Source organism: Streptomyces sp. NPDC058697, from assembly GCF_042715345.1.
Classification (GTDB): domain Bacteria; phylum Actinomycetota; class Actinomycetes; order Streptomycetales; family Streptomycetaceae; genus Streptomyces; species Streptomyces liliifuscus.
The window spans coordinates 53,438-76,585 of record NZ_JBHXSU010000037.1; the positions used below are offsets into that span (position 1 = coordinate 53,438).

17 protein-coding genes are annotated in these 23,148 nt (G+C 71.4%); 6 read left to right on the plus strand and 11 right to left on the minus strand.

The window, feature by feature from the left end; translation table 11 throughout:
• Positions 1-377: 377 nt before the first annotated feature.
• Positions 378-890, minus strand: a complete 513-nt coding sequence (locus ACFWXQ_RS43680; protein WP_383942697.1) for an SUKH-3 domain-containing protein — start codon at positions 888-890, stop codon at positions 378-380.
• 94 nt (positions 891-984) lie between these two features.
• Positions 985-1,488 carry a YwqJ-related putative deaminase gene (locus tag ACFWXQ_RS43685; protein ID WP_383942699.1) on the minus strand — a complete coding sequence of 168 codons (504 nt, stop codon included), beginning with the start codon at positions 1,486-1,488 and terminating at the stop codon, positions 985-987.
• A gap of 249 nt (positions 1,489-1,737) precedes the next feature.
• On the opposite strand from ACFWXQ_RS43685, the gene ACFWXQ_RS43690 reads away from it, so the two are divergent.
• The 3 genes from ACFWXQ_RS43690 to ACFWXQ_RS43700 all read left to right on the plus strand — a co-directional run bounded on the left by ACFWXQ_RS43690 (position 1,738) and on the right by ACFWXQ_RS43700 (position 6,936).
• Positions 1,738-2,733: an SMI1/KNR4 family protein gene (locus ACFWXQ_RS43690; protein WP_383942701.1), complete on the plus strand. Its 996-nt coding sequence runs from the start codon at positions 1,738-1,740 to the stop codon at positions 2,731-2,733.
• A 7-nt stretch (positions 2,734-2,740) separates the two neighbouring features.
• The gene (locus tag ACFWXQ_RS43695) at positions 2,741-5,857 is read left to right on the plus strand and encodes an SUKH-4 family immunity protein (RefSeq protein WP_383942704.1); all 3,117 of its coding nucleotides are present in this window, start codon (positions 2,741-2,743) and stop codon (positions 5,855-5,857) included.
• Between the two features lie 191 nt (positions 5,858-6,048).
• On the plus strand, positions 6,049-6,936 hold the full coding sequence (locus ACFWXQ_RS43700; protein WP_383957484.1) for a cellulose-binding protein: 888 nt from the start codon (positions 6,049-6,051) through the stop codon (positions 6,934-6,936).
• A gap of 230 nt (positions 6,937-7,166) precedes the next feature.
• Here ACFWXQ_RS43700 and ACFWXQ_RS43705 read toward each other — a convergent pair whose 3' ends face one another.
• From ACFWXQ_RS43705 to ACFWXQ_RS43735, 7 genes are all read right to left on the minus strand, one after another.
• On the minus strand, positions 7,167-8,747 hold the full coding sequence (locus ACFWXQ_RS43705; protein ID WP_383952418.1) for a cation acetate symporter: 1,581 nt from the start codon (positions 8,745-8,747) through the stop codon (positions 7,167-7,169).
• 26 nt (positions 8,748-8,773) lie between these two features.
• The gene (locus ACFWXQ_RS43710) at positions 8,774-9,247 is read right to left on the minus strand and encodes a DUF485 domain-containing protein (RefSeq protein WP_383952414.1); all 474 of its coding nucleotides are present in this window, start codon (positions 9,245-9,247) and stop codon (positions 8,774-8,776) included.
• A gap of 271 nt (positions 9,248-9,518) precedes the next feature.
• On the minus strand, positions 9,519-9,902 hold the full coding sequence (locus tag ACFWXQ_RS43715; protein ID WP_383952412.1) for a hypothetical protein: 384 nt from the start codon (positions 9,900-9,902) through the stop codon (positions 9,519-9,521).
• Positions 9,877-11,145 carry a CHAT domain-containing protein gene (locus ACFWXQ_RS43720; protein ID WP_383952410.1) on the minus strand — a complete coding sequence of 423 codons (1,269 nt, stop codon included), beginning with the start codon at positions 11,143-11,145 and terminating at the stop codon, positions 9,877-9,879. Before ACFWXQ_RS43720 ends, ACFWXQ_RS43715 begins: the two co-directional genes overlap by 26 nt.
• Entirely contained in the window at positions 11,142-13,667 is a 2,526-nt protein-coding gene (locus ACFWXQ_RS43725; RefSeq protein WP_383952408.1) for a hypothetical protein, read from the minus strand. Before ACFWXQ_RS43725 ends, ACFWXQ_RS43720 begins: the two co-directional genes overlap by 4 nt.
• A gap of 88 nt (positions 13,668-13,755) precedes the next feature.
• On the minus strand, positions 13,756-13,968 hold the full coding sequence (locus ACFWXQ_RS43730; RefSeq protein ID WP_383952406.1) for a DUF397 domain-containing protein: 213 nt from the start codon (positions 13,966-13,968) through the stop codon (positions 13,756-13,758).
• Positions 13,955-14,779, minus strand: coding sequence for a Scr1 family TA system antitoxin-like transcriptional regulator (locus tag ACFWXQ_RS43735; RefSeq protein WP_386270324.1), 825 nt, complete (start codon positions 14,777-14,779; stop codon positions 13,955-13,957). The genes ACFWXQ_RS43730 and ACFWXQ_RS43735 overlap by 14 nt, the downstream gene beginning before the upstream one ends.
• A gap of 114 nt (positions 14,780-14,893) precedes the next feature.
• Here ACFWXQ_RS43735 and ACFWXQ_RS43740 point away from each other — a divergent pair, with 114 nt between their 5' ends.
• Entirely contained in the window at positions 14,894-15,070 is a 177-nt protein-coding gene (locus ACFWXQ_RS43740; protein ID WP_383952402.1) for a hypothetical protein, read from the plus strand.
• On the opposite strand, the gene ACFWXQ_RS43745 is transcribed toward ACFWXQ_RS43740, so the two are convergent.
• Together ACFWXQ_RS43745 and ACFWXQ_RS43750 are read right to left on the minus strand one after the other, a co-directional pair.
• Positions 15,063-17,495: a hypothetical protein gene (locus ACFWXQ_RS43745; protein WP_383952400.1), complete on the minus strand. Its 2,433-nt coding sequence runs from the start codon at positions 17,493-17,495 to the stop codon at positions 15,063-15,065. The two genes, ACFWXQ_RS43740 and ACFWXQ_RS43745, sit on opposite strands and share 8 nt — an antisense overlap.
• Positions 17,496-17,585: 90 nt before the next feature.
• Positions 17,586-19,091 (minus strand): MFS transporter, encoded by a 1,506-nt coding sequence (locus tag ACFWXQ_RS43750; protein ID WP_383952416.1) that lies wholly within the window; start codon positions 19,089-19,091, stop codon positions 17,586-17,588.
• Between the two features lie 523 nt (positions 19,092-19,614).
• Between ACFWXQ_RS43750 and ACFWXQ_RS43755 the strand changes: the two genes are divergently transcribed.
• Both ACFWXQ_RS43755 and ACFWXQ_RS43760 read left to right on the plus strand, forming a co-directional pair.
• A complete protein-coding gene (locus ACFWXQ_RS43755) occupies positions 19,615-20,403 on the plus strand; it encodes an ABC transporter ATP-binding protein (RefSeq protein WP_055613522.1) in 789 nt (262 codons plus the stop codon).
• Positions 20,400-22,982 carry an ABC transporter permease gene (locus ACFWXQ_RS43760; protein WP_383952397.1) on the plus strand — a complete coding sequence of 861 codons (2,583 nt, stop codon included), beginning with the start codon at positions 20,400-20,402 and terminating at the stop codon, positions 22,980-22,982. The genes ACFWXQ_RS43755 and ACFWXQ_RS43760 overlap by 4 nt, the downstream gene beginning before the upstream one ends.
• Positions 22,983-23,148: the final 166 nt, after the last annotated feature.

Sequence of the window (23,148 nt, forward strand, 5' to 3'; positions counted from 1 at the left end):
CGGTGTGAGCCGGGCCGGGCCGAATCGGGGCGAATCCGGCCGCGCCGAGCCGGGGCGGGTGGCTTCGGCAGGGCCGAGCCGAGCCCGAGTAGGTCGGCTGGATCGGAGTGAGCCGGGCCGAGTCGGGGTGAGTCCGGCCGCGCCGAGCCGGGGCGGGTGGCTCTGGCAGGACCGAGCCGAGCCCGAGTAGGTCGGCTGGATCGGAGTGAGCCGGGCCGAGTCGGGGTGAGTCCGGCCGCGCCGAGTCGGGGCGGGTGGCTTCGGCAGGGGCGAGCCGAGGCCGAGTGAGTCGGCTCAATTGGCGTGAGCCGGGTCGGGGTGAGTTCCGCGGTCACGAGGTCCGTCGGGGCCGGCGGACGTGGCGAGTTCGGGGCCGTTCAGACGGCCGTCAGGCGTTCTGGTTCCAGGCCTGTGAGGAGGGTGGTCAGGGCCTGGTCGATGGTGGCGCCCAGGTACCAGTCGCCCGTGTGGTCGAGGGTGTAGGTGCGGCCCTCCGCGTCGATGGCGAGGAGGGCCCTGGTGTCGGACTCCTCGCCCAGCGGGGCCACTTCGCTGTCCAGGGCTCTGCCCAGGTCCACGAGCGTACGGGCCATGTGGAGGCCGTGCAGGGGGTCCAGGTGCAGCGGGGTCGGGGCGATCTGGCGGCCCGGGGCCGTGGCGGGGATGTGGAGACCGCCGAACTCCGCCCAGGCCTCCACCGCCGCCGGGAACACGGCATGCCGGTGACCGGTCGGCGACTCGTGGCTGCGCAGGGCATCGGCCCAGATCTCGGCCTGCTTTATGTCCCACCGGCCCGGCTGCCATCCCGCGGAGCGCAGCGCGGCGTCGACCACGGCGGAGAACCGGGTCGAGGTCGGTGTGGGGGAGGGGGAGGTGCGGTCGGTGTGCATCGGACCTTCGCGTTCGTCTGAGCTGCCGCGGTCGTGGTTCGGCGGCTTCTGCAAGGGGCGCCGGTGACGCCCTGTGTGAGGGAAGAGGGGTTTCTCAGCCCCCCGGTGCCGTCGGATCGACGACGCGTACGCCGAAGTGGGCGCTGAGCGCGGTGCAGGAGCGGCAGGGCGGCGCGAAACTGCCGTGCAGCGGGTCGCCGTCCTCGCGGATGCGGCGGGCGGTGAGTTTGGCCTGCTTGAGGGACTTGCGGGCCTCTCCGTTGGTCATCGGTTTCCGGGCGGCCCGTTTGGAACGGTCCGCGTCCACCGCCGTGATGTGCCGCGAGATGAGGATCACTTCGGCACAGCGGCCGGTGAAACGGTCGCGCTGCCCGCTCGCCAGCGTGTCGAGGAAGTCCCGGACCAGCGGGTGCAGCGGCGGCGGCTGGTCGCCCCGGCCCGCCGTGCCGGTGAGCGTCGCACCCCGTACGGACAGGGCGGCGGCGATGGTCGGAAGTATGCCGTCACGGCGGTGGAGGAGGGTGGGAGTGACCGGCGCCTCGGTGTTGCTCCAGCCCACCCTGGGATCACCAGATCTGCCTGTCTGCGTTGAGTTCATCGTCCTGTTTCCTCCCCTTACCGCATCCCCCGGTGCTCCGACAGAGTGCCAAACTCCGTGGCTGGTGCGGAAGCTGGGGCGCCGCGACACGCGCGGGCTTCGCCGCACCGTCACGGCGCGATGACGGCAGGTCACGGAACCGGAGTCCCGCTGGCCGGTACGGAACCGGAGGCCCGGTGACCGGTGTCGTTCAACCGCATAGGCTGTCGATATCCGCGATCCTTCAGAACGCCGCAGGGGGCAACCGCCATGACGACAGGTCGGCTCGGGCAGCAAGCCGCGCCGCCGAACGCGGCCTACGCCGGGCAGGTCGTGCACTTCCCGGACCCGGTCCGGGCGGCGCGTCACCCGAGAGGTGTACGTGTCGACGAGCGCGGCTATCCCGACTTCTCGTTCTATGCGCGTGCCGCTGCGGAGATCGCCGAGCCGCCCGAGGGCTTCGGGGTCGACGAACTCCGGCTGACGGACTACGTGTCCGCGAACGCCGCCCTGGCCGCGGACGGCCACGACCTGTGGGACACCATCCCGCCCGTCGCCACTCCGCACGGCTGGACCTGGCACCACGTGCCGGGCACCCGGCGGCTGGAGCTCGTGCCGGTCGAGGTGAAGGCGCTGCTGCGCCACCACGGAGGCCTGGCCACCGCCGCCGTCGACCAGAACAAGCGCGGCACCCGGCCCCTCCAGGAGACCCGGCCCGCGCACTTCGGGCTGCCCAAGGCCGCCGTCGCGGTGACCGAGCAGCAGGTGCTGGGTGTCGAGGAGGACCTCGGCTACCGGCTGCCCGGCGCGTACCGGTCGTTCCTGAAGGCGGCCGGCGGGTGCGCCCCGATGGGGGCCGCGCTCGACGCCGAGCTGGGACTGCTGGTCGACCAGCCGTTCTTCACCGTGCGCGACGAGGCCGCCGTCAACGACCTCGTGTACGTCAACAAATGCCTGCGGGACCACCTCACCAAGGACTACCTGGGCGTCGGCTTCGTCCAGGGCGGCCTGCTCGCCGTGAAGGTCAAGGGCGAGAAGGTCGGGTCGGTGTGGTTCTGCGCGTACGACGACGCCCGTGACCAGGACCTGTGGGCGCCCCCGGAGCGGGTGCAGCGGCTGCTGCTGCCCTGCGGGGACGACTTCGACCAGTTCCTGTCCCGGCTAGCCGGCAATCCGCCGGAGCTGGAGACCGTGGCGAACCTGATGGTGGACGGTGGATTCGCGCGGTCCGTGTCGGTGTCCGCGGTGTCTTCGGTGGGGGAGTGAGCGTCCGATGGTGACCTTCGCGCAGGCGCAGGAGCGCGCCGAAGAGTGGATCAACGGGGATGTGCCCGGCTACCAGCACCGTGAGGTGCGGGTGCGGGAGTTCGAACTCGGATTCGTGGTGTGGGCCGAGGACCGGGCCGAAGGACCGCGGTCCGACGGCGGCGCCCAGCGGCTCGTCATCGCCCGCGACAGCGGAGAGGCCACGCTGTGGCCCTCGCTGCCGGTGGGCGAGGTGATCCGCCGGTACGAGGAGGAGTACGGGCTGCCGGACGCGGCGCCCGATCCGGCGCCCGCGCCTCCCGCGCGCGTCGACCTCAACCAGACGTCCTTCCTGCTGACTCCTCCGGAGTGGCTCCAGGAGGCGGCGGACCGGATGGGCATTCCGGACCGGCGGGACCGTACGTCCGGCGGGGCGTCGGGCGTGTCGTCGGGCGGCGGTTCGCCCCGCACGTCGGGCAGGGCGTCGGACGGGGCCGGGTCTCGGCCTGCCGCCGCCGCTGCCGCCGTCAATGACGCGGTTCCGCCCGGCGGTCCTGCCGGTCCCGCCCATGGAGGGGCCGGGGCCGGAGGGGCGATTCCCGAGACGCTGCCCGGGCCCGTCGGTGGCCCTCGGGCCTCCTCCGCCCCTGGTGGCGGTACGTCGTGGCCCGCGGCCGGCGGGGAGGCCTCGGGCGGTTCCGGGGTGCCCGCCGACGCGACGCCGTGGGCCGGGACCGACACCAACGCCGAGACGGGCGACGACCGTTCGGTACCGCTCCCCGCGACCGTGTACGCGCCGCAGATAAGGGATGTCGGGGACGCCGGAGCCGGTGGCAGGCCGTCGGAGCCCGAAGCGACACCCGAGGCCAAGACCAGGCTGATCTCGGGCGGCAGCCAGCTCCCGAGCACAGCCGTCGCCCCCGCCCTGGGCAACCCGAACCCGAACCCGCCCTCGTTCCCGCAAGGCACCCCGCCGCCCGGGGCGCCTTCCTCGTACGGCTATCCGCAGGGTCCGGGTGCCGGCACGCCGCCTCCGGGCGGTCCCGGTGCGCCTGGTACGCCGCCGCCCGGGGCTCCGTCTTCGTACGGTTATCCGCAGGGTCCGGGTGCCGGCACGCCACCTCCCGGTGGTCCCGGTGCGCCTGGTACGCCTCCGCCCGGGGCGCCGTCCTCGTACGGCTATCCGCAAGGTCCCGGCGCCGGTACACCGCCTCCCGGTGCGCCCGGTGCACAGCCTCCGGGTGCTCCCTCGTACGGCTTCCCGCAGGGGGCTCCGCAGTCGCCCGCGGGGCCCAATCCGCCGCAGCCGCCCCCCGGTTCGGGTGCGGGCGGGCGGCCGTTGCCGCCCAACGCCGGTGACATCGCCGACGCCGCCACCAGCAAGGCGCAGGCTCCGCCGCGCGGTGCCCGTGGTGCGGGTGCGGCCGGTACGCCGCCGCCTCCGGGTGCGCCCGGAACGCCCGGCGCGCGGCCGGGTGGAGCGGCTCCCGCGTCCGGTCCCGGTGCGCCGGGGACGCCGGCCGGTGGGTACGTACCGACCCAGCTCGTCTCGCAGCTCGGCCCCGACGGGCCTGGCGGACCCGGAACCCCGCAGCCGCCTGGCGCCCCCGGCACTCCGGGTACCCCGGGCGGTACGCCTCCGGGCGGTGTCCACCACGCGGCGACCATGCTCGCCGACCCGAACCAGCCCGGCGCGCCCAAGCCGCCTGGCGCGCCCGGTACTCCGGGTGCCCCGCAGCCTCCCGGTGCGCCAGGCGCACCGGGTGCTCCGGGCGCGCCCAACAACCCCGGCGGTACGCCCGCCGGTGGCGTCCACCACGCCGCGACCATGCTCGCCGGTCCTGCGGTGGGCGGCCCCGGCGCGCCCCAGCCTCCCCGCGCTCCCGGCGCTCCCGGCGCTCCGGGTGGACCTGGAGGTCCTGGCGGGCCCGGCGCTCCCGGCGCCCCCGGTGGCGTCCACCACGCCGAGACCATGCTGTCCGGTCCCCCGAGCGGTGGCCCGGGTATGGCCCCGCCGCCCCAGGCACCCCCCGGGATGCCACCGGGCGCCCCCGGCATGCCGCCGCCCGGTCAGCAGCCCTTCCCGGGGCAGTCCATGCCGGGGCAGCAGATGCCGGGCCAGTCGATGCCCGGGCAGCAGCCTCCGGCCTACGGCTATCCCCAGCAGGGGCAGCCGACCGTCGGACCCGGCTACCAGGCGGTTCTGCGCTACCGCGCCCAGGACGGGAGCGAGCAGCAGCTCATCCGGCGGTCCGCGCCGGGCACCCCGCACCCGGAGTGGCAGATCCTGCACGAGCTGCGCGCGATGAACGTGCCGCCGCAGCAGGTGCTGGAGCTCCACACGGAGCTGGAGTCCTGCGAGCTGCCGGGTGCGTACTGCGCCCGGATGATCCGGGAGAGCTGGCCGCAGGCACGGATCACCAGCATCGCCTCGTACGGCACGGACCACGCGAGCCGTCAGCAGGGCATGGCCCAACTGCTCGCGCACCAGGGCGAGTTGCACCAGGTCGCGGACGGCCCGGCCCGGCCCGGGCCGATCCGGGCGCCGCTGCCGCCGGTGCAGCCCGCGCCGCCGATCCCGCCGGAGGCGATCGGGCAGGAGCTGGCGGCGGCGTTCGGACCGGGACTGTTCCGGTTCGACCAGGCGGCCGTGTCCCGGCAGGGTGTGCCGCCGATCGTGGCGCACACGCTGGTGGTGGCCGGACTGCCTCTCGACATGAACCCGTTCTTCTGGGCGCAGGCCCAGCCGGGCCGCCCGGTGCCGACGCTCGCCGAACTGGCGCAGGAGCGGGGCGTCCAGGCGTCCGCGGACGCGGGTTCGTACCTCGTCATGGGCAGCGACTTCGGCAAGGCGATCTGTGTCCAGTACGGGACGGCGCACATCGTGGCCGTGCCCGTGGAGGCGGGCCCCGGCGGGGCTTCCGTACCGCCGCAGTTCGTGAACACGGGGCTGCCCGAGTTCGCGCGCAGCCTCGCGCTGCTGGGCCGTATGTGGCGTCTTCGCTTCGGGCTCAACCAGGAGCAGGCGGGGCGCTGGACCGTCGACTTCCAGGCGCAGTTGGCCGCGCTCGACCCGGCGGCGCTCGGTTCGCCGGAGAGCTGGTGGTCGGTGCTGCTGGAACAGATGTGGGACGGCCTGCTGTGACGTCGAGTCGCTGAGCTGATCGCACGCAGTGAAAGGGCCGGGCCCGGTCGGTTGACCGGGCCCGGCCCTTTTGCGTCACATCTCCGTCCGACCCCTTATCCGGAGTGTCGCGTTATGAACACTTCCGTCCGATCCACCAAGATGTGCGGCAAATCATGTCGTACGTCGCATGCCGGAGAGGGGATTCGAGGATGAGCAACGCATCGGTGTCGCCTCATGGCTTCGAGGCCGTACGGGGGCGCGGTTACCGTCCCGACCAGGTCGACGCGTACGCCGCGGCGCTCTCCCGGGGGCGTGACGCCGCCTGGGAACGGGCCGCCCGGCTGACCGTCCTGGCCAGGGAGATGGAGACAGAGGCGGACCGACTGCACGAGGTCGTCGCGGGGCTGGCTCCCCAGACGTACGAGACGCTCGGCGACCGTGCCAGGCGGCTCTTCGAACTGGGCGAGGAGGAGGCCGCGGCCGTCAGCGAGGGTGCGCGGCGGGAGGCCCGGCTGGTCGTGGAGGAGGCCGAGACGACGGGCGGCCAACTGCGCGCGGCCGCGGGCGCGTACGCCGACGCGGTGCGCGGTGAGGCCGAGGAGCGGGTCCGGCACCGGCTGCTCGCCGCGCAGGCCGAGGCCGACGAGATGCGGATCGCGGCGCGGCGTGACGTGAAGGAGAACCGCGGTGAGGCGCTCGGCGCGCTGCGCGAGACGCGGCGGCGCAGCGAGGCGCTCCTCGCCGAGCAGGAGAAGGAGCACGCCGAGCGCTGGGAGCGGGTTGGGCGCGAGGCGGCCGAGCGGGAGGCCGCGCTCGACTCGCGTCACGAGGAGCGGGCTTCGCGTGCGGCGGCGGAGTTGGTCGAGGCCGAGCGGGGCCTCGCCGAGGTTCACGAGTCTGCCCGGCACCTTCAGGAGGATGCCGAGGCCCGTGCGGCCGAACTCCTCGCGGAGGCGCGCCTTCACGAGGACCGCGTCATTCGTGAGACGGAACGCGTCCTTCGCGAACACGGGGACGAGTGGGATGACGTCAGTGCCCACATGACCCACGTCCGCAACAGCCTCACGGCCCTGACGGGCCGGGCGGCGGCGGAATAGCCCTCGGGTGCGTTGTCGCCTGCCGGCCGGTGGGGGCTGGTCGCGCAGTTCCCCGCGCCCCTAAAAAGATGGGGGCGCCCCCCGCTTTTAGGGGCGCGGGGAACTGCGCGATCAACCACGACCGACCCGCAGCCAACACACAACCCTCAGCCACCCCTAAGGGGCGCGGGGAACTGCGCGAACAACCCCCGCCGGCCGGTAGCCGACACACCACCCTCAGCCGCACCCCCTCAGTCGCCCCTCCGAACAGCCCCCGCGAGAATCCATCCCTCCACAGCCTCATACTGCTTGCGCTGTTCCTCCGCCGCCCCCCGGCCGGAGGCCACCGTGCCGAGCCAGCCGAAGAGGAAGCCCAGCGGGATGGAGACGATCCCGGTCGTGGTGAAGGGGAACCACGTGAAGTCGTGGCCGGGGAAGGCCGAGATGGGCGACCCGGACACCAGATTCGTACCGGTCATCAGAACGAGCGTGCTCACCGAGCCGCCGATGAGCGTGCACATCAGCCCGGCCCGGGTGTACCGCCGCCAGAACAGGCTGTAGACGAGCGCCGGCGCGATGGCGGACGCGCCGAGGCAGAACGACAGCGTCACCAGCGGCTGCAGGCTGTGGTGCTGGACCAGCGTGGCCAGCAGGATCGCCGGAATGCCGACCGCCGCCGCGGAGGCCCGCGCCAGAGTCATCTCCCGACGCGGCGACAACTGCTTCTTGCCGTGCGCGAAGACGTCATGCGCAAGGGAGTTGGCGCAGGCGAGGATCATCCCGGCGACAGAGGCGAGGACCGTCAGGAAGATCGCCGCAGTGACGGTGGTGAACAGCAGCGTCTCGGCCGTCGAGACGTCCGCCCCGAACGCGGCCCGCGCGCCCAGCAGATACGCCGTGTTGCCCTGCGGGTCCTCCGCCGCGATCGCCTCGCGCCCGATCAGTGCCGTCGCCCCGAACCCGACGACCGTGATGATCAGCACGAACAGCGCCACGGCCGGCACCGCCCAGGACATCGAACGGCGTATCTGACGCGTGCTGCCCGCCGTGTACATACGCATGGTGATGTGCGGCAGACAGGCCCCGCCGAGGACCACCGTCAGCTCCGAACTGATCATGTCCAGGCGGGGGTTGGGCCCGCCCGCGAACTGCAGCCCCGAGCTGAGGAACGCGGATCCGGCCCCGCTGCTCCGCGCCGCCTGGTCGAACAGGCCGCCGAGATTCCAGTCGAACTTGTTCAGGATGAGTACGGCGATGACGGCGCCCGAGCCGAGCAGCATCACGATTTTCAGGATCTGGATCAGGGCGGTGCCCTTCATACCGCCGATCGCCGCGTAGCTGATCATCAGCGCGCCGAGCCCGATGATGCAGCCCGTCTTCAGTCCTTCGCTGGAGAAGCCGAGGATGAACGCCAGCAGGTCGCCGGTTCCGGCGAGTTGGACCAGCATCAGCGGGAGCAGCGCGGCCAGTGTCGCCGCGCACGCCGTGATGCGTACCGCCCGGCCCGGCATCCGCCGTGCCAGTGCGTCGCCCATGGTGAACCGGCCTGCGTTCCGCAGGGGTTCGGCCAGCAGGAACATCAGCAGCATGAGGGACAGGGCCGTGCTGAGGGCGAGTACGACACCGTCGTACCCGAAGAACGCGATCACGCCGCCCGTGCCCAGCACGGTGGCCGCGGAGATGTAGTCGCCCGCGATGGCCAGGCCGTTGCGCATGGGGGAGAGGGAGCCGTACCCCGTGTAGAACTCGTCGAGGTCGTCCCGGTCCGGGCCCGTCATCACGCACAGCAACAGCGTGATGGTCGCCACGACCGTGAACGCCACGAGCGACATCGCCTGGGCGGAACTGCTGAAGCCGGTCACCTGCCCGCCTCCGCCCGCTTGGTGTCGAGCTCCGTCTGCTTCCGTATCCGCTCGGCGATCGGGTCCACGCCCCGGCGGGCCGTGTACTCGTACAGCGCGATCGCCACGCAGGTGACGGGCATCTGGAACAGGCCAAGGAGCAGGCCGAGGGGCAGCCCGTCGGCCACCTCCCTCGTCATGAACGACGGCGCCCACGCGGACAGGACGAGGAACAGCGTGAAGTAGCCGAGCGCGGTCAGCGTCGCCACGCGCCGCTGCCAGCGGTACGCGGTGCGCAGCACCCGCAGGTCGCTGTGGTGCCCGAGAGCGGTGTGGCGATGCCGGTTCGGCTGTCTGGCGGGTTCGGGATCCGGCTGTTGCGGAGCCCACGGATACGTCGGCTGTGACGGGTACGTCGAGTAGGACGGTGACGAGTTGTGGGGCGGATGGTGCGGCGGAACGGGGTACGACGGGGACGAGTCGTAAGACATCCCGGTTCTCCTTGCGTGGCTCGGGCCCGGTTCGGACCGCAGGGAGCGGGGGGTGAGCGAGGACGCACGCTACTCGCAAGTAGCAGGCCTGCGCGAGGGTTTCACCAAACTAACTGGTCGGTATGCGCTTACTTCGCTGACCTGGGGTGTTACCGCCGTTAACCATGTTTACGTGGGTAGTGCTTCTGTTCCTGATTTGTCCGTCGTCAACTCGGGTTCGGCCAGGGGCAGTTCGGGCTCGGTTCGGGGCTGACTCGGACTCGACTCGGGGTCAGCTCGGAGTTTCGGCCCGGGTGAACGTGAAGGTGATCCCCGCCTGCCCGGCCAGTTCGCCGCCGGAGCCGAGCAGCGACACCGTGCCCTTGGCGCTCACCTCGGCGCTGAACGTGACCTCGTTCAGCTGGAACTCGCCCGCCTTCTGGGGCAGGGAGGCGATCACACCGCGCATGGTGGCCACGAAGTCCCCGAGGCGGGACTGGAGTTCCTCGGCGGGAATCTCCGTACGGGCGGCCCGCCATTCCTCCAGCCGCCGGAAGGCCAGCCGGTCGGTGCGTCCCTGATCGGTGTCCTCCAGACCGAGAACGCTGATCGTGCCTGGGGCGACAGGGGTGACAGGGGCTTCCACGGCGTCAGGGGAAGGCTGGGGCTGCGACATGCGGGTTCTCCTCGGGGGTCGGACGGACGTGCAGGCCGGGATCGGCGTACGCGGCATATGTCAGGCCGAGCGGATTGCGCAGCGTGTGCAGGAGGTGCCGCCGGGATTCGAGGAGTGCGCGGCCCAGCGGGATCCTGCGGACGAGGAAACGGTCGTACAGCGCTTTGGAGAAGGCGGCGGCGATGTCGTCCGGGATCTCCGTCTCGGTGCCGATGAAGCCGCGGTTGCCGTTCATGAGGAAGAGGTACGGGAACGACGGCGCCCCCGGGGCGCGCATCCGGCCCGAGCCGCACGCGTTCATCATCACCAGCGGCAGGTCGAAGGTACGCAGCTCCTGGCTCGCGCCCAGGGCGACGAGGTCCGCGCCGAGGGCACCGAGCGTGGTGCGGGAGTGCCGGCCGGCGCCGCTGAGTTCGATCTCGGCGGCGAGCGTGTCGTCGGAGCGGGTGTAGCAGTGGCAGGCGAAGTGCTGGACCTGGTCCGGCAGTTCACGCAGTGTGCCGTCGAGGAGGAGCCGGGGGTCGAAGATCTGCTCGGCGAGGCCCGGAGCGTGGTCCGCGCCGTCGGGGTACGGGCCTTCGAGGTCGATGTGCGCGACTCCGGCCTCGGCGAACCAGGCCAGTTCCTCGACGGCTCCCGAGAGGTGTTCGTAGTAGAGATAGCGGGCGGGGACGCGACCCAGGGGCCCGGTGTCCAGCGTGGTCCCGCCGTGGACCGGGGCGGGCAGCATGGCGCGGCGCACCACACACGAGAAGCCGACGAGTGAGTGGCAGGCCGTGGCGAAGTCGCCCGGAGTCTCGACGGGCGCCCCGGGGAACATCCGGAACAGCGGCAGGAACTCCAGGGGCAGGAAGCCTTCCCTGCCGCCTACGCATTCGACGAGCGGGGGCGGCAGTTCCGGGTTCATGCCGAAGGGCAGAGCCTCGTTCCAGAACTTCTGCAGTTCCTTCAGGACGGCCTGCTGCGAGCCGAACAGGATGAAGAGCAGGGTGCGGCCGAGGCCGTGCAGGCTCTGGAAGACCCGGTTGAGGTCCTTGTCCTCGACGGAGAACGCGGTGAGTTCGTCCTTGAGCCGGGTCAGTCCCGCGTCCAGTTCCTGCCGGACCCTGAGCAGCGCGTCGCTGCCGACGAGGGTGGCGCGCACCGGCGGGACGCCCCGGCGGCGGGCCGTGAACTCCAGCCGGGTCGCTTCACCGGTGGCCAGAACACGCACGGAGACATCCGGCGGCCGTGCTTCGTTCATTCGTCGACCGTCGCCTCGTCCGGCGGAGCGGCCTCCGCCTCGATCTTCAGGGCGACGACCTGGACGAGGTGGGCCGCCTGGTAGAGCTGGAGCCACACCTCGTGGCTGCCCGCCTCCGACGGCAGCCGGAACCCGAAGGCCGTCTGCTTCTCGTCGGTGACGAGCAGGTTCTTGCGCTGGGGCAGCGGAGTGAGCGTCGAGCTGTCGGCCATCGCGTCGAACGACACGGTCTCGGCGTCCCTGCCGCCCTCGACCCGTACCGGCTCGAGGACGAAGAAGTCCGCACCCGGGCGGCTCGCGACGACCGAGGCGAGAGTCTGTGCGCGGGGGTCGCGCACGACGGAGACCACCAGGTCCACGCGGCGGCCCGCGGGTGCCTTGATCGTCCCGCCCTCGGCCCGTACGAGCTGCTGCTCGCCGTCCTCCTGTGCCCTCTTGTCCAACTCGATCGCGAGATAGCCGACGAAGTTCGTCAGGGGAGCACCGGTCACGGAATCCTCCAGCGAGGAGCGGATCGTGGCCCGCACGTCCTGGTGGAACTTCTGCTGCAGATCCGTCAGATGGCTCTTGAGATGGGCGCTCACGGGCTCGGCCGCGCTCTCGGCGATGTCCCGCGCGAGCTGGGCGAGGTCGGGGGCGGCGAGTTCGGCGCGGGCCGGATTCTGCTGGAGCAGGGAGGCGTACTCGTCGCTGACCGCCTGGCGTACGTCGGCGCGGATGTCGCCGCGGACCAGGGCGGCCACTTCGGCGGCGAGCCGTTCGGGCCGGGCGCCTGCGCCGAACTCGGGGTCCTCCACGGGCCACCGCGGTGGAAGGCTGCCCGGATACGAGTAGGGCGCGCGGTCGTCACTCAGCTCGGAGGCCAGCCTGAGCATGTCCAAGGGGCCCTCCGGCGCGAGGTGCAGGCGCTTCGCCAGGTCGTAGCGGAGGACCTCGACCGCGTCCGCCTTCTCCTTGTACTCCTCGACCAGCAGCCGGCGCGCCTGCGTGACCGCGAACGCCGCCACGAGCAGCGGCCCCGCGGCGAGCAGCGCAGGCCAGGCGCCCTCCAGCCGGAAGCCGCCGAGGCCGGTGAGCGCGATGAGCAGCCACACCCCCGCCGTGCACACGGCGCTTGCGACGACGATCCGCCAGGCCGTCACACCCCGTTCCTTGCCCTGCACCTGCCGTTTCACCTGGTCCGAGGCGACCAGTCCGATCCGGGGCCAGATCTCGTCGATGGCAAGCCCGGTCTTGATGGCGGTATGCCGGTGGACCGTGATCACGGCGGCGGACTGCAGGGGATACGTGAGCCGTTGGAGGGCGGTGAGCGCCTCGCTCTCGTTCTCCGCCAGGTCGCGGAAGGATGCGCGGCGGCGATCCCGGGCCGCCCTCCACCATTCCAGCTCGCGCTCGTAGTGGGGGTCCCTGTATGCGCGGCCGGACGGATCGGGGTGATTCGAAGGCCTCGGACGCTCGGGTTCCGCCTCTGCCCGCCTGCGTACCTCGTAAGCCAGTTTCGCCGCGACGTGCCATGGTGGCGCCGGGTGTGTCCAGACCAGTACGACGTTCTGCGCCAGCAGCAGGACCGCGCCCGCCAACGTGAGGTAACTCGCGTCCAGCAGCCGGCCGCCGCCGGGGCCTCGCCCGCTCCACGACTCCTCGTCCCAGGCCGCCCAGGCCAGACTCGCCAGCGGCACGAGAACCCCGGCGAACTGCGCCGCCGGTGAGGCCGCCCTGCCGCGACCGCCCGCGTCCAGCAGCGCCGCGAGGAAGGCCCAGAGGTACAGCGCCCCCAAGCCGACCAGCGGAACCCCCACCACGGCGCCGACCAGCCACCACACGGCCACGGTCTCCCCGTGCACGGCGGAGCGCGCCACGACACCCGCGAAGCCCAGTACCGCGGCGGACCCGAACACCTTCCCGTACGTCGACCGGGCCTGCCGGGACTGCGAGTCGGACAGCCAGAAGCCCGCGGCCAGCGCCACCATCGCGAACCCGAGGGCCCAGGCCGCCCAGAGCGGTCCCTCCGCGGCGAAGCGCGCGGTCAGCCAGGCGCCGCAGGCCTCGGCCAGTACGAAGGCGGCACCGACCAGGGCGGTGTCGGACGGGGTGTGGCCCGAGCCGTGTTCGTCACTGAGGACGGAGCTGCGCCACGTGGCGCCCGCGAACAGGGCGAGGAGTACGCCACCGGACGCCCAGGCCATCCCGTAGGCGTGGTCCTCGGCGTATCTGGCGGTGATCAGGATCAGTTCCGCCGTCAGGGCTGTCGCCAGGATGCCGGTGGCACCGAGCCGTAGCGCGCGGGGTCCGTCGGCATCGGTGTACGTACGGGTCTGCGCGGCGCGGGCGACGGCCAGTTCGGTGCACCACACGGCGACCGCGGCGAGCAGTACCCACTCGATGAGCAGCACCGGCCCGTCAGGCCAGACGGTGTCGTGCACGGGGGCGAGTGCGGCGACCGCGCCGCCCGCCACGACCGCGAGTGCGGCGGCCGCGCCGAAGAGGGTGCCGCCGCGTGTGGTGCCCGTACTCGCTGTCATCACACCCCCGGTCGGCTGTCGCCCTACGGGCAACTCCTCAACCAGTATGTCCAGTTGGTATGCCGCCCGCGAGGCTTCAGCAGGTGGTTCACCGGAGGGCGGTGACGAAGGCCGTCCAGGCGGGCGCGGAGAAGGTGATGGCGGGGCCGCAGGGGTTCTTGCTGTCGCGGACGGGGATGCGGGCGGGGAGGGCGGAGTCGTTCACTTCGACGCAGTCGCCGCCGCTTTCGCCGCTGTAACTGGACTTTCGCCACCCGGGCAGTGCCGAGGCGTCCGGGACCATGTGCTCACTGCGCTTCATGCTCGTAATCCTCCGCGACGGATCTGATCAACGCCAGGGACTTACGGTGCGACAGCGCATCGCCCAGCGCGTGGTTGTAGACCTCTTCGCATTGCCGCACCACGGAAGGGAGTTCCCAGACCCGGCCCGATTTCAAGCCTTCCACGTATGCCACGGGCGGGAGGTCCTGGAACCACATGAGCTTGACCGGTCCTTCCAGGGCGGCATGGGCTCCGACTCGGAAGGGCAGCACATGCACGCGGATGCGGCGGCTCTCACCCAGTTCCACGATGTGACGAAGCTGCTCGCACATGACGGCCGGACCACCGATCATCTGGCGCAGCACTGCCTCGCCGAGCAGTATCCACACCTGCGGTGACTCGAAGTCCTTGAGGATGCGTGCTCGTTCAAGGCGTGTGACAAGGAGCCTGTCACGTTCCTCGATCCTCTTGGCCGGGTGCCCAGAACCGAGAACCTCACGGGCATAGGCCTCCGTCTGCAGAAACCCCGGCACCAGCGTGGCGGCGTACTGCCTGATGACGGTGGCCTGCAGCTCCAACTCCGCAGCCTCCGCGAAGTGTTCCGCCACCTTCCTGCCATCCAGCGTCGGCAGAAACCGCACGAAAAACCCACCCGTGCCCAGCACCTGATCCAGTCGCCGCGCGTCATCCACGTCCGGCCGTCGCCGCCCCGCCTCGATGTGGGCGATGTGCGTGCGTGACATCACCGCCCGCTGGCTCAGCTCTTCCTGCGTGAGGCCCGCCGCCTCGCGGAGCCGCCGCAGCTCCTCGCCGTACTTCACCCGAGACTGCGGATTGTCCTCGATCGCCATGTGTGCAACTCCCGTACGTGCAGGTTTGCTTGTCACGCTCCGCTGTCTGTTGAGCGTACCCACGGTGACGCCACTCTGTGTCTTGATCGACACAGACAGTGAAAGGCGGCAGCAGTGGACGCGACGGACAGCAAGGCCCCCGGCCCGTACATCACCCTCCGGGTCTCCCGGGACAGCGGGCGGACCTGGGGCCCGCGTGTGACGTACGAGCCCGCGCGTGAGGCCCCGCCGATCGAGTCGCCGACGCGCTACCCGCTGTGCCAGTGCCCCAAGTGCGGCCCGCTCACTTGAGTTGGACCAGTGCCACCGACGCCGGAACCTCGTCGCCGTCGAGGGTCGCCGTGAACTGCAGGCGGTGGTCGGTCCGGCGCTTCACCCCACCGGTCGCCGTGACGGTGAAGTCGACCGTCCTACGGCCCTGGGGCGGGACCTCGACCCGCGTCGGACCGTCCGCCCGTGCCGACCAGCCCCCGGCCGGGCGCGCCTTCACCGTCACTGTCCGTGAGGTGGAGGTGAAGTTGTAGACGTCCAGGGACATCCGGGTGCGGCGGGACAGGCGGTAGCCCAGCGGGGGTTCCGCGTCGCCGTTGTCCTTGTTGGGGGCGGCGTTACGGGCGGAGTAGCGCTGGCTGAGGACGATGTGGTCGGCGGGGGAGAGGACGCGGCGGGGCGCGCGAACAGGCCGGGTCGGGTCGCCGCCCGGGGCGACCACGTACACCGGGTCCCGCGAGACGGTCACCGCACTCCCGCCCGTCCCCGCCCGCCTGCCCATGACGTCGTACACCGTCGCCCCCGGGACGGGGACCCGCACCGGCTTCGCCGCCCACAGCACCCGTACCGACTCGCCCCGCCCCGAGTCGAATTCGAGGCCGACGGCCCCGGTGGGCAACCCGCTCACCGGGCCGGCGAAGTGCGCCTCGCCCAGCAACGACGTCAGTGCCGCGCACGCGCTGTACGCGGGCAGCGGCTGGAACTCCCGGCTCAGCAGCCCGAAGTACACGCCGTCGTCGTGGAGCGGCGGACCCGCGAACCAGAACTGCCGGGCGTTTCCCGCCGCCAGCCCCTCCACCATCGAGCGGACCAAGTATCGGGCCTGGACCGCTTGTTGGGCGGGCGTGAGGTCGATGCCCGGCCGCACCGCGAAGAACGCGCCGCACTCCGTCATCCACCGCGGCACCTCACCCGCACCGAGCCGCTCGGCCAGCTCGCGCTGTTCCTCCGCCGCCCCGGGGAACGTCGGTTCGCCCTGCTCGGCCGGGTCCGGGTAGCCGTGGAACGCCCACACGTCCGCGTACCGCACGACGTCGTTCGCCAGCAGCAGGTCCTGGAAGTGGCCCGCCTGCGCGATGCCCGGCAGGACCACGAGAGGTGGGTCGGGGGTGTCCGCGATGCCCAGTGCCGCCGCCTTCACGAAGGCCGCGTGGGCGTCGCCGGTGCTGCTGGTGACGTCCACGTCGGGCTCGTTGGAGAGCTGGACGGCGGCGGGGTGGCCGGAGGCCAGGCGCCGGGCGTAGCGGTACGCGTGGCGCAGGTCCGCCGGGAGGGGGAGCGAGGCGGCCGTCATGGCCCACTCCGGGGCGGGGGACACGACCTCCAGGGGCGAGAGGCCGTGACGGCGCATCGTCCGCGTGACCCGGTCGTGGTGCTCCGTGTCGTACGTGCCCGGGGCCGGCTCGGCCGCGGGCCATGCCTGGCCGTCCCGTATCCAGCCCGCGCCCATGTCCCGCATCGCGGCGGCGAAGGCGTCCAGGCGGGCGGGGGGCAGGAGGGAGGTGGCCCAGACGTTGACGCCGAAGCGGTTGGCCTCGCCGGACACGGCGGGGAGCGCGGGCAGGCACGCGAAGTGGCCCACCACCCCGTCGGCAGCACTGGCATCGGCATCGGCGTGGGCACTGGCGTCGGCGCCGGATGCGGCGACCCGGTAGTTTCCGGGCGGGAGTTGGGGGATCGGGACCTTCACCGTCGTCTCACCGGCCGCGATCGTCGCGTACCCCTCCGCGGCCCGTTCCCCGAAGTAGTCGACGACGGTGTAGCGCACGCGGCACGGGGCGTCGGCGCGGCCGTTCAGACCGAGGGTCAGGCTCGCGGGCTCCCCGTGCCGGTACGTGCTCAGCGTGCCGTCGCCGCCCGCGTGGACCTCGCGCAGCTCCACCCCCTCCTGCCGTCGCAGCGTGAAGCGGTCCAGCGCGAGCGCGTACGCCGTGCCGGTCTCCAGGACCGTCGGTTCCGTCACCCGGAACGTCAACGTGTTCTCGCCGCGCCGGAGTTCGAGCTCGTCGAGTTCGAGGACGGAGAGACCGCCCCAGGCCGGCTTCGACTCGTACCAGTACGGCTGGGAGCGGGCGATTTCCGCGAACTCGCCGTTGTTCAGGGAGAGTTGGAGGTACGAGGCCGTCGCCTCGGTGTGCGGTGTCTCGACCGGGGCCGTGGCGACCGCGGTCAGCGCGTACACGCCCGCCTCGGGGGCCCGGACCGTGTAGGTCGCGTACCAACCCTCCTTCGGGGGCTTCTTTCTGGTGTTCAGGGCGAGGTAACTGCCCCCGGACGCACGGCGGTCCCGTACGACCGGGATGTTCGTCCGGACCGCCGCCTCGCCCTGGACGGTGATGGGCGGTGGGGCCGAAGTGCCTTGTGAGTGCGCCGAGTTCAGCCCCAGTGCCGACACCGCGGTCGTCAGGAGGCCGGCCTTCATCGCCGTGCGCCTGTTGAGTCCCATCCGTCCAGCAGACCTGGGCGGGCCGATACCGGGCGTCCTGCGTGAGGAGGGCTGAACCCCCGACGTGGTGTCGGGGATGTCCCTTCGGGGTCAGTCCCCGGAGTTCTTGAGCACCGGGAAGCGGCGCGGTGCCACCAACAGCAGGACCAGGAAGGCGAGTCCGGCCGCGCAGGCCGCGCCGAAGTAGACGGCGTGGACGGCCTCCGCGACCGCTCGGCGCACGTGTTCGCCGGGGGCGCCCGAGTCGAGTGCCCTGGTCACCGAGTCCAGGTCGCCCGCGCCGCCGAGCCGGGCGGCCAGTACCCCGTTGGCGACCGCGCCGAAGAGTGCGGCGCCGATCGTCTGGCCGGTCTGGCGGCAGAAGAGTACGGACGCGGTGGCCGTGCCGCGCTCGGACCAGCCGACCGTCGACTGGACGCCGACGAGCAGCGGGAGCTGGAAGAGCCCGAGCGCGCCGCCGAGCAGCAGCATCAGGAGCGTGGGCTGCCAGGCCTCGCCGGGGTACGGGAGGAAGGGGAAGGCGAACAGGATCAGCGTGGCCGTGCCGATGCCGAGCATCGCCGTGTTGCGGAAGCCGATGCGACGGTAGACGTGCTGGCTGAGGGCCGCCGAGACCGGCCAGCTCAACGTCCATACGGAGAGCACGAATCCGGCGGTGATGGGGGCGAGGCCGAGCACCGACTGCGCGTACGTCGGGAGGAAGACCGTCGGGGCGACCATCAGGAGGCCCAGCGCGCCGAGTGCCAGGTTCACGGCGGCGATGGTGCGGCGGCGCCAGACCCAGCCGGGGATGATCGGTTCGGCGGCCCGGCGTTCGATGAGGACGAGAGCGGCGATCAGGGCAAGTCCCGTACCGAACAAGGCGATTGAGGGCGGTGAGAGCCATGGCCAGGCCACCCCGCCCTGCACCAGGGCCGTCAGGAGTACGCCGCCGCAGGCGAAGACCGTGAGCGCGCCGGCCCAGTCGATGCGGGGGCGCTCGGCGCTCCTCCGTTCGCGCTGCGGCTCGTGGAGGTGGCGGATCAGCAGCCAGAGCGCGACCGCGCCGAGCGGCAGGTTGATGAGGAAGATCCAGCGCCAGTCGGCGTACGCGGCGAGCACCCCGCCGAGCGCCGGGCCCGCGACCGCCGAGGTGGCCCAGACCGTGGACAGCCTGGCCTGGATCCTGGGGCGCTGTTCGAGCGGGTAGAGGTCGGCGGCGAGGGTCTGGACCGTGCCCTGGAGGGCGCCGCCGCCGAGGCCCTGGACGATCCGGAACGCGATCAGCGCCGCCATGTTCCAGGCCAGCGCGCAGAGCAGGGAGCCGAGGAGGAAGAGGATCGAGCCGGCGATCAGCACCGGCTTGCGGCCGAAGGTGTCGGAGAGCTTGCCGTACACGGGCAGGGTGACCGTCACGGCGAGCAGATAGCCGGAGAACAGCCACGAGAAGACGGAGAAGCCGCCCAGGTCGCCGACGATCTGCGGGACGGCCGTCGACACGATCGTGGAGTCGAGCGCGGCCAGACCCATGCAGAGCATGAGCGAGGCGACGACGGCTCGGCGGGGGCGGGCCCCGGCCCGCGCGGTGGCGGGCTCGTCCTCCTTGGCGGCGGGTATCTCGGTGTCTTCCCCCTGGCCCACTGGATTCCTTCCCCCTGCATCTATCTGCCGGAAGACACTCTCCCACTTGATCCTTACGTCGGGGGAGGGTGGACGCTGACCGGGCTGGTGGGTGGAGGCGTCCCTGAGAGGGGTCCACCGAAGGGTGGAGATCCCCTAGGGGGCTCTCCGTACTACGGCTCGGGGAGGGTTCGTACCGCCGGAGGAGGAGAGGGGCGAAAGCGCTCCTTAACCTGGCTTTATGCCGCTGGGGGGCGGCGTACCGCACCTGCCGGGGTGGGGTTTACCCCAGCAGAAGACTGCGCTGGGCACCAGCGCGGTGGACCACCCGCCGCCGCCAGACTTATCGCTGTAACCGCACGGCGTGAACGAACACCGTCACCGCACGGCGTGAACGAACACCGTCACCGCACGGTGTGCACGAACTCCGCACGGCGCGACCGCACGACACAACCGCATGACCTACACGACAACCGCAGATCCCGTCGTCCTCAAGGGCGTCCGACTTAGGAGACATACCGTGACATCGGCTGTAACCATTCCCAGGCACGGCAGCACTGGAGGACGTACGGCCGTCGCGGCACGGGCGCGGCAGGTCGTGAAGGCGTACGGGTCCGGTGAGACCCGCGTCGTCGCCCTCGACCAGGTCGACGTGGACATCGCACGCGGCCAGTTCACCGCGATCATGGGCCCCTCGGGCTCCGGCAAGTCCACACTGATGCACTGCCTCGCCGGACTCGACACCGTCTCCTCCGGGCAGATCTACCTGGACGAGACCGAGATCACCGGCCTCAAGGACAAGAAGCTCACGCAGCTCCGCCGGGACCGTATCGGCTTCATCTTCCAGGCCTTCAACCTGCTGCCGACGCTGAGCGCGCTGGAGAACATCACGCTGCCGATGGACATCGCGGGCCGCAAGCCGGACAAGGGCTGGCTGGCCCAGGTCGTGGAGACCGTCGGGCTCAAGGACCGGCTCAAGCACCGGCCCAACCAGCTCTCCGGCGGCCAGCAGCAGCGCGTCGCCGTGGCCCGGGCGCTGGCCGCCCGGCCCGAGATCATCTTCGGTGACGAGCCGACCGGAAACCTCGACTCCCGCGCCGGCGCCGAGGTACTGGGCTTCCTGCGCCGCTCGGTGGACGAGCTCGGCCAGACCATCGTGATGGTCACGCACGACCCGGTGGCCGCCTCGTACGCGGACCGTGTGCTGTATCTCGCCGACGGCCGGATCGTCGACGAGATGTACCGGCCCACCGCGGACGCCGTCCTGGACCGCATGAAGGACTTCGACGCCCGGGGGCGCACGTCATGACCGTCTTCAAGACCTCGATGCGCAACTTCTTCGCGCACAAGGGGCGGATGGCCCTGTCGGCCGTCGCCGTCCTGCTCTCGGTGGCCTTCGTGTGCGGCACGCTCGTCTTCACCGACACGATGAACACGACCTTCGACAAGCTCTTCGCGACCACCGCGTCCGACGTCACGATCTCCCCCAAGGCGGCCAAGGCCGACGACACCCCGCAGAACGGCAGGCCGGAGTCGCTGCCCGCGTCGACCGTCACCCGGGCGCAGCAGGCGCAGGGCGTCAAGTCGGCCGAGGGCGCGGTCAGTTCGATGAACGTGACCGTCGTCAACAGCAAGAACAAGAACATGGGGTCCAGCACCGGCGCCCCGACCATCGCGGGCAACTGGACGAAGAACGACCTGCGTTCGATGGAGATCACCTCCGGACACGCCCCGCGCGGGCCCACCGAGGTCATGGTCGACGCCGACACCGCGGACAAGCACGACCTCAAGATGGGTGACGAGCTGCGCACCATCGCCGTCACCGGTGACTTCAAGGCGAAGATCGTCGGCATAGCCACCTTCAAGGTGACCAACCCCGGTGCCGCCGTCGTCTACTTCGACACCGCCACCGCCCAGCGCGAACTGCTCGGCGCCACCGGCCGGTTCACACAGATCTACGTCTCGGCGGCGCAGGGCGTCACCGACACACAGCTGAAGCAGAACGTCTCCACGACGCTCGCCGGTGCCGAGCAGGCCACCGGGGCGTACAAGATCCAGACGCAGAAGGAGTTCTCGGACGAGAACCGCGAGGGCATCGGCGAGTTCATGAACGTCATCAAGTACGCCATGCTCGGCTTCGCCGGAATCGCCTTCCTGGTCGGCATCTTCCTGATCATCAACACCTTCTCGATGCTGGTCGCCCAGCGCACCCGTGAGATCGGCCTGATGCGGGCGATCGGCTCCTCCCGCAAGCAGGTCAACCGGTCCGTGCTGATCGAGGCGTTGTTCCTCGGTGTCATCGGCTCGATCCTGGGTGTCGCCGCGGGTGTCGGTATCGCGATCGGCCTGATGAAGCTCATGTCGATGGCGGGCATGAACCTCTCCACCGCCGACCTGACGGTGAAGACCACGACCCCGGTCATCGGCCTGGTCCTCGGTGTCGTCGTCACGGTCCTCGCCGCCTATCTGCCCGCCCGCCGCGCGGGCAAGGTCTCCCCGATGGCCGCGCTGCGCGACGCCGGTACGCCGGCCGACGGCAAGGCCGGCTGGATCCGGGGGATCATCGGCCTCCTCCTCACGGGAGCCGGCGGCGCCGCGCTCTTCACGGCGGCGGGCGCGGACAAGGCGAGCGACGGCTCGATGATGCTCGGCGCCGGTGTGGTGCTCTCGCTGATCGGGTTCGTCATCATCGGCCCGCTCCTCGCGGGCGGCGTGGTCCGGGCCCTCAGCGCGGTGCTGCTGCGCGGCTTCGGACCCGTGGGACGGCTGGCGGAGCGGAACGCGCTGCGCAACCCGCGCCGCACCGGTGCCACCGGCGCGGCCCTGATGATCGGCCTCGCACTGGTCGCCTGCCTCTCCGTGGTCGGCTCCTCGATGGTGGCCTCCGCGACCGACGAACTCGACAAGTCGGTCGGCACGGACTTCATCGTCCAGGGCAACCAGCGGATCGTGCCGCAGGCCCAGAAGGCCATCGAGTCGACGCCCGGGCTGGAGCACGTCACCAGCTACAAGGAGGTCGAGGCCAAGCTGACCTCGCCCGACGGCAAGACCGAGGACAGCAGCGTGACGGCCGCGGACCCGACGTACGCGAGCGACCTGCGCCGCGAGACGACCGCCGGTGAGCTGTCGGCGGCCTACGGCAAGGACGCGATGGCGCTCGGCTCCGACTACGCCAAGAAGCACGGCGTGAAGGTCGGCGACACGATGACCGTCGCCTTCAAGGGCGGCCGGACGGCCGAGCTGAAGGTCGCGGCGATCACGAACGACGACGTGGCCATCGACAAGGGCGCGCGGTACATGAGCATCGCCACGATGGAGAAGTACCTCCCGGCCGACAAGATCCCGCCGAACGACATCATGTTCGCCACGGCCAAGGAGGGCCAGGAGAAGACGGCGTACACGGCCCTGAAGAAGTCCCTGGACCCGTACCCGCAGTACCAGGTCCGTGACCAGACCGACTACAAGCAGGAGCTCAAGGACCAGATCGGCCAGCTCCTGAACATGGTCTACGGCCTGCTGGCCCTCGCGATCATCGTGGCGGTGCTGGGTGTCGTGAACACCCTGGCGCTGTCGGTGGTGGAGCGGACCCGTGAGATCGGCCTGATGCGTGCCATCGGGCTCTCCCGCCGCCAGCTCCGCCGCATGATCCGCCTGGAGTCGGTCGTCATCGCCCTCTTCGGAGCGCTGCTGGGCCTCGGACTGGGGATGGGCTGGGGCGCCACCGCCCAGCAGCTCCTCGCCCTGGAGGGCCTGAAGGTCCTGGAGATCCCCTGGCCGACGATCATCGGCGTCTTCATCGGCTCGGCCTTCGTGGGGCTGTTCGCCGCGCTGGTCCCCGCCTTCCGGGCGGGCCGGATGAACGTGCTGAACGCGATCGCGACGGAATAGCTCCGCAGGCTGAGCGGCCCACCACGGACGGGGGTCTTGGTGGGCGTGGGAGCCCGGTGCCGGCAAGTCTTCGGACTGGCCGGCACCGGGCTGTTTGCCGGGTGCGGGTGGGTGGGGGCCGGCTGCGCAGTTCCCCGCGCCCCTGGGTATGTCTCTTATACACAAC

Coding starts and splice junctions, on each gene's coding strand:
- ACFWXQ_RS43680 (WP_383942697.1), bottom strand. CDS start 890: ATGCACACCGACCGCACCTCCCCCTCCCCCACACCGACCTCGACCCGG.
- ACFWXQ_RS43685 (WP_383942699.1), bottom strand. CDS start 1,488: ATGAACTCAACGCAGACAGGCAGATCTGGTGATCCCAGGGTGGGCTGG.
- ACFWXQ_RS43690 (WP_383942701.1), top strand. CDS start 1,738: ATGACGACAGGTCGGCTCGGGCAGCAAGCCGCGCCGCCGAACGCGGCC.
- ACFWXQ_RS43695 (WP_383942704.1), top strand. CDS start 2,741: ATGGTGACCTTCGCGCAGGCGCAGGAGCGCGCCGAAGAGTGGATCAAC.
- ACFWXQ_RS43700 (WP_383957484.1), top strand. CDS start 6,049: ATGAGCAACGCATCGGTGTCGCCTCATGGCTTCGAGGCCGTACGGGGG.
- ACFWXQ_RS43705 (WP_383952418.1), bottom strand. CDS start 8,747: ATGTCGCTCGTGGCGTTCACGGTCGTGGCGACCATCACGCTGTTGCTG.
- ACFWXQ_RS43710 (WP_383952414.1), bottom strand. CDS start 9,247: ATGTCTTACGACTCGTCCCCGTCGTACCCCGTTCCGCCGCACCATCCG.
- ACFWXQ_RS43715 (WP_383952412.1), bottom strand. CDS start 9,902: ATGTCGCAGCCCCAGCCTTCCCCTGACGCCGTGGAAGCCCCTGTCACC.
- ACFWXQ_RS43720 (WP_383952410.1), bottom strand. CDS start 11,145: ATGAACGAAGCACGGCCGCCGGATGTCTCCGTGCGTGTTCTGGCCACC.
- ACFWXQ_RS43725 (WP_383952408.1), bottom strand. CDS start 13,667: ATGACAGCGAGTACGGGCACCACACGCGGCGGCACCCTCTTCGGCGCG.
- ACFWXQ_RS43730 (WP_383952406.1), bottom strand. CDS start 13,968: ATGAAGCGCAGTGAGCACATGGTCCCGGACGCCTCGGCACTGCCCGGG.
- ACFWXQ_RS43735 (WP_386270324.1), bottom strand. CDS start 14,779: ATGGCGATCGAGGACAATCCGCAGTCTCGGGTGAAGTACGGCGAGGAG.
- ACFWXQ_RS43745 (WP_383952400.1), bottom strand. CDS start 17,495: ATGGGACTCAACAGGCGCACGGCGATGAAGGCCGGCCTCCTGACGACC.
- ACFWXQ_RS43760 (WP_383952397.1), top strand. CDS start 20,400: ATGACCGTCTTCAAGACCTCGATGCGCAACTTCTTCGCGCACAAGGGG.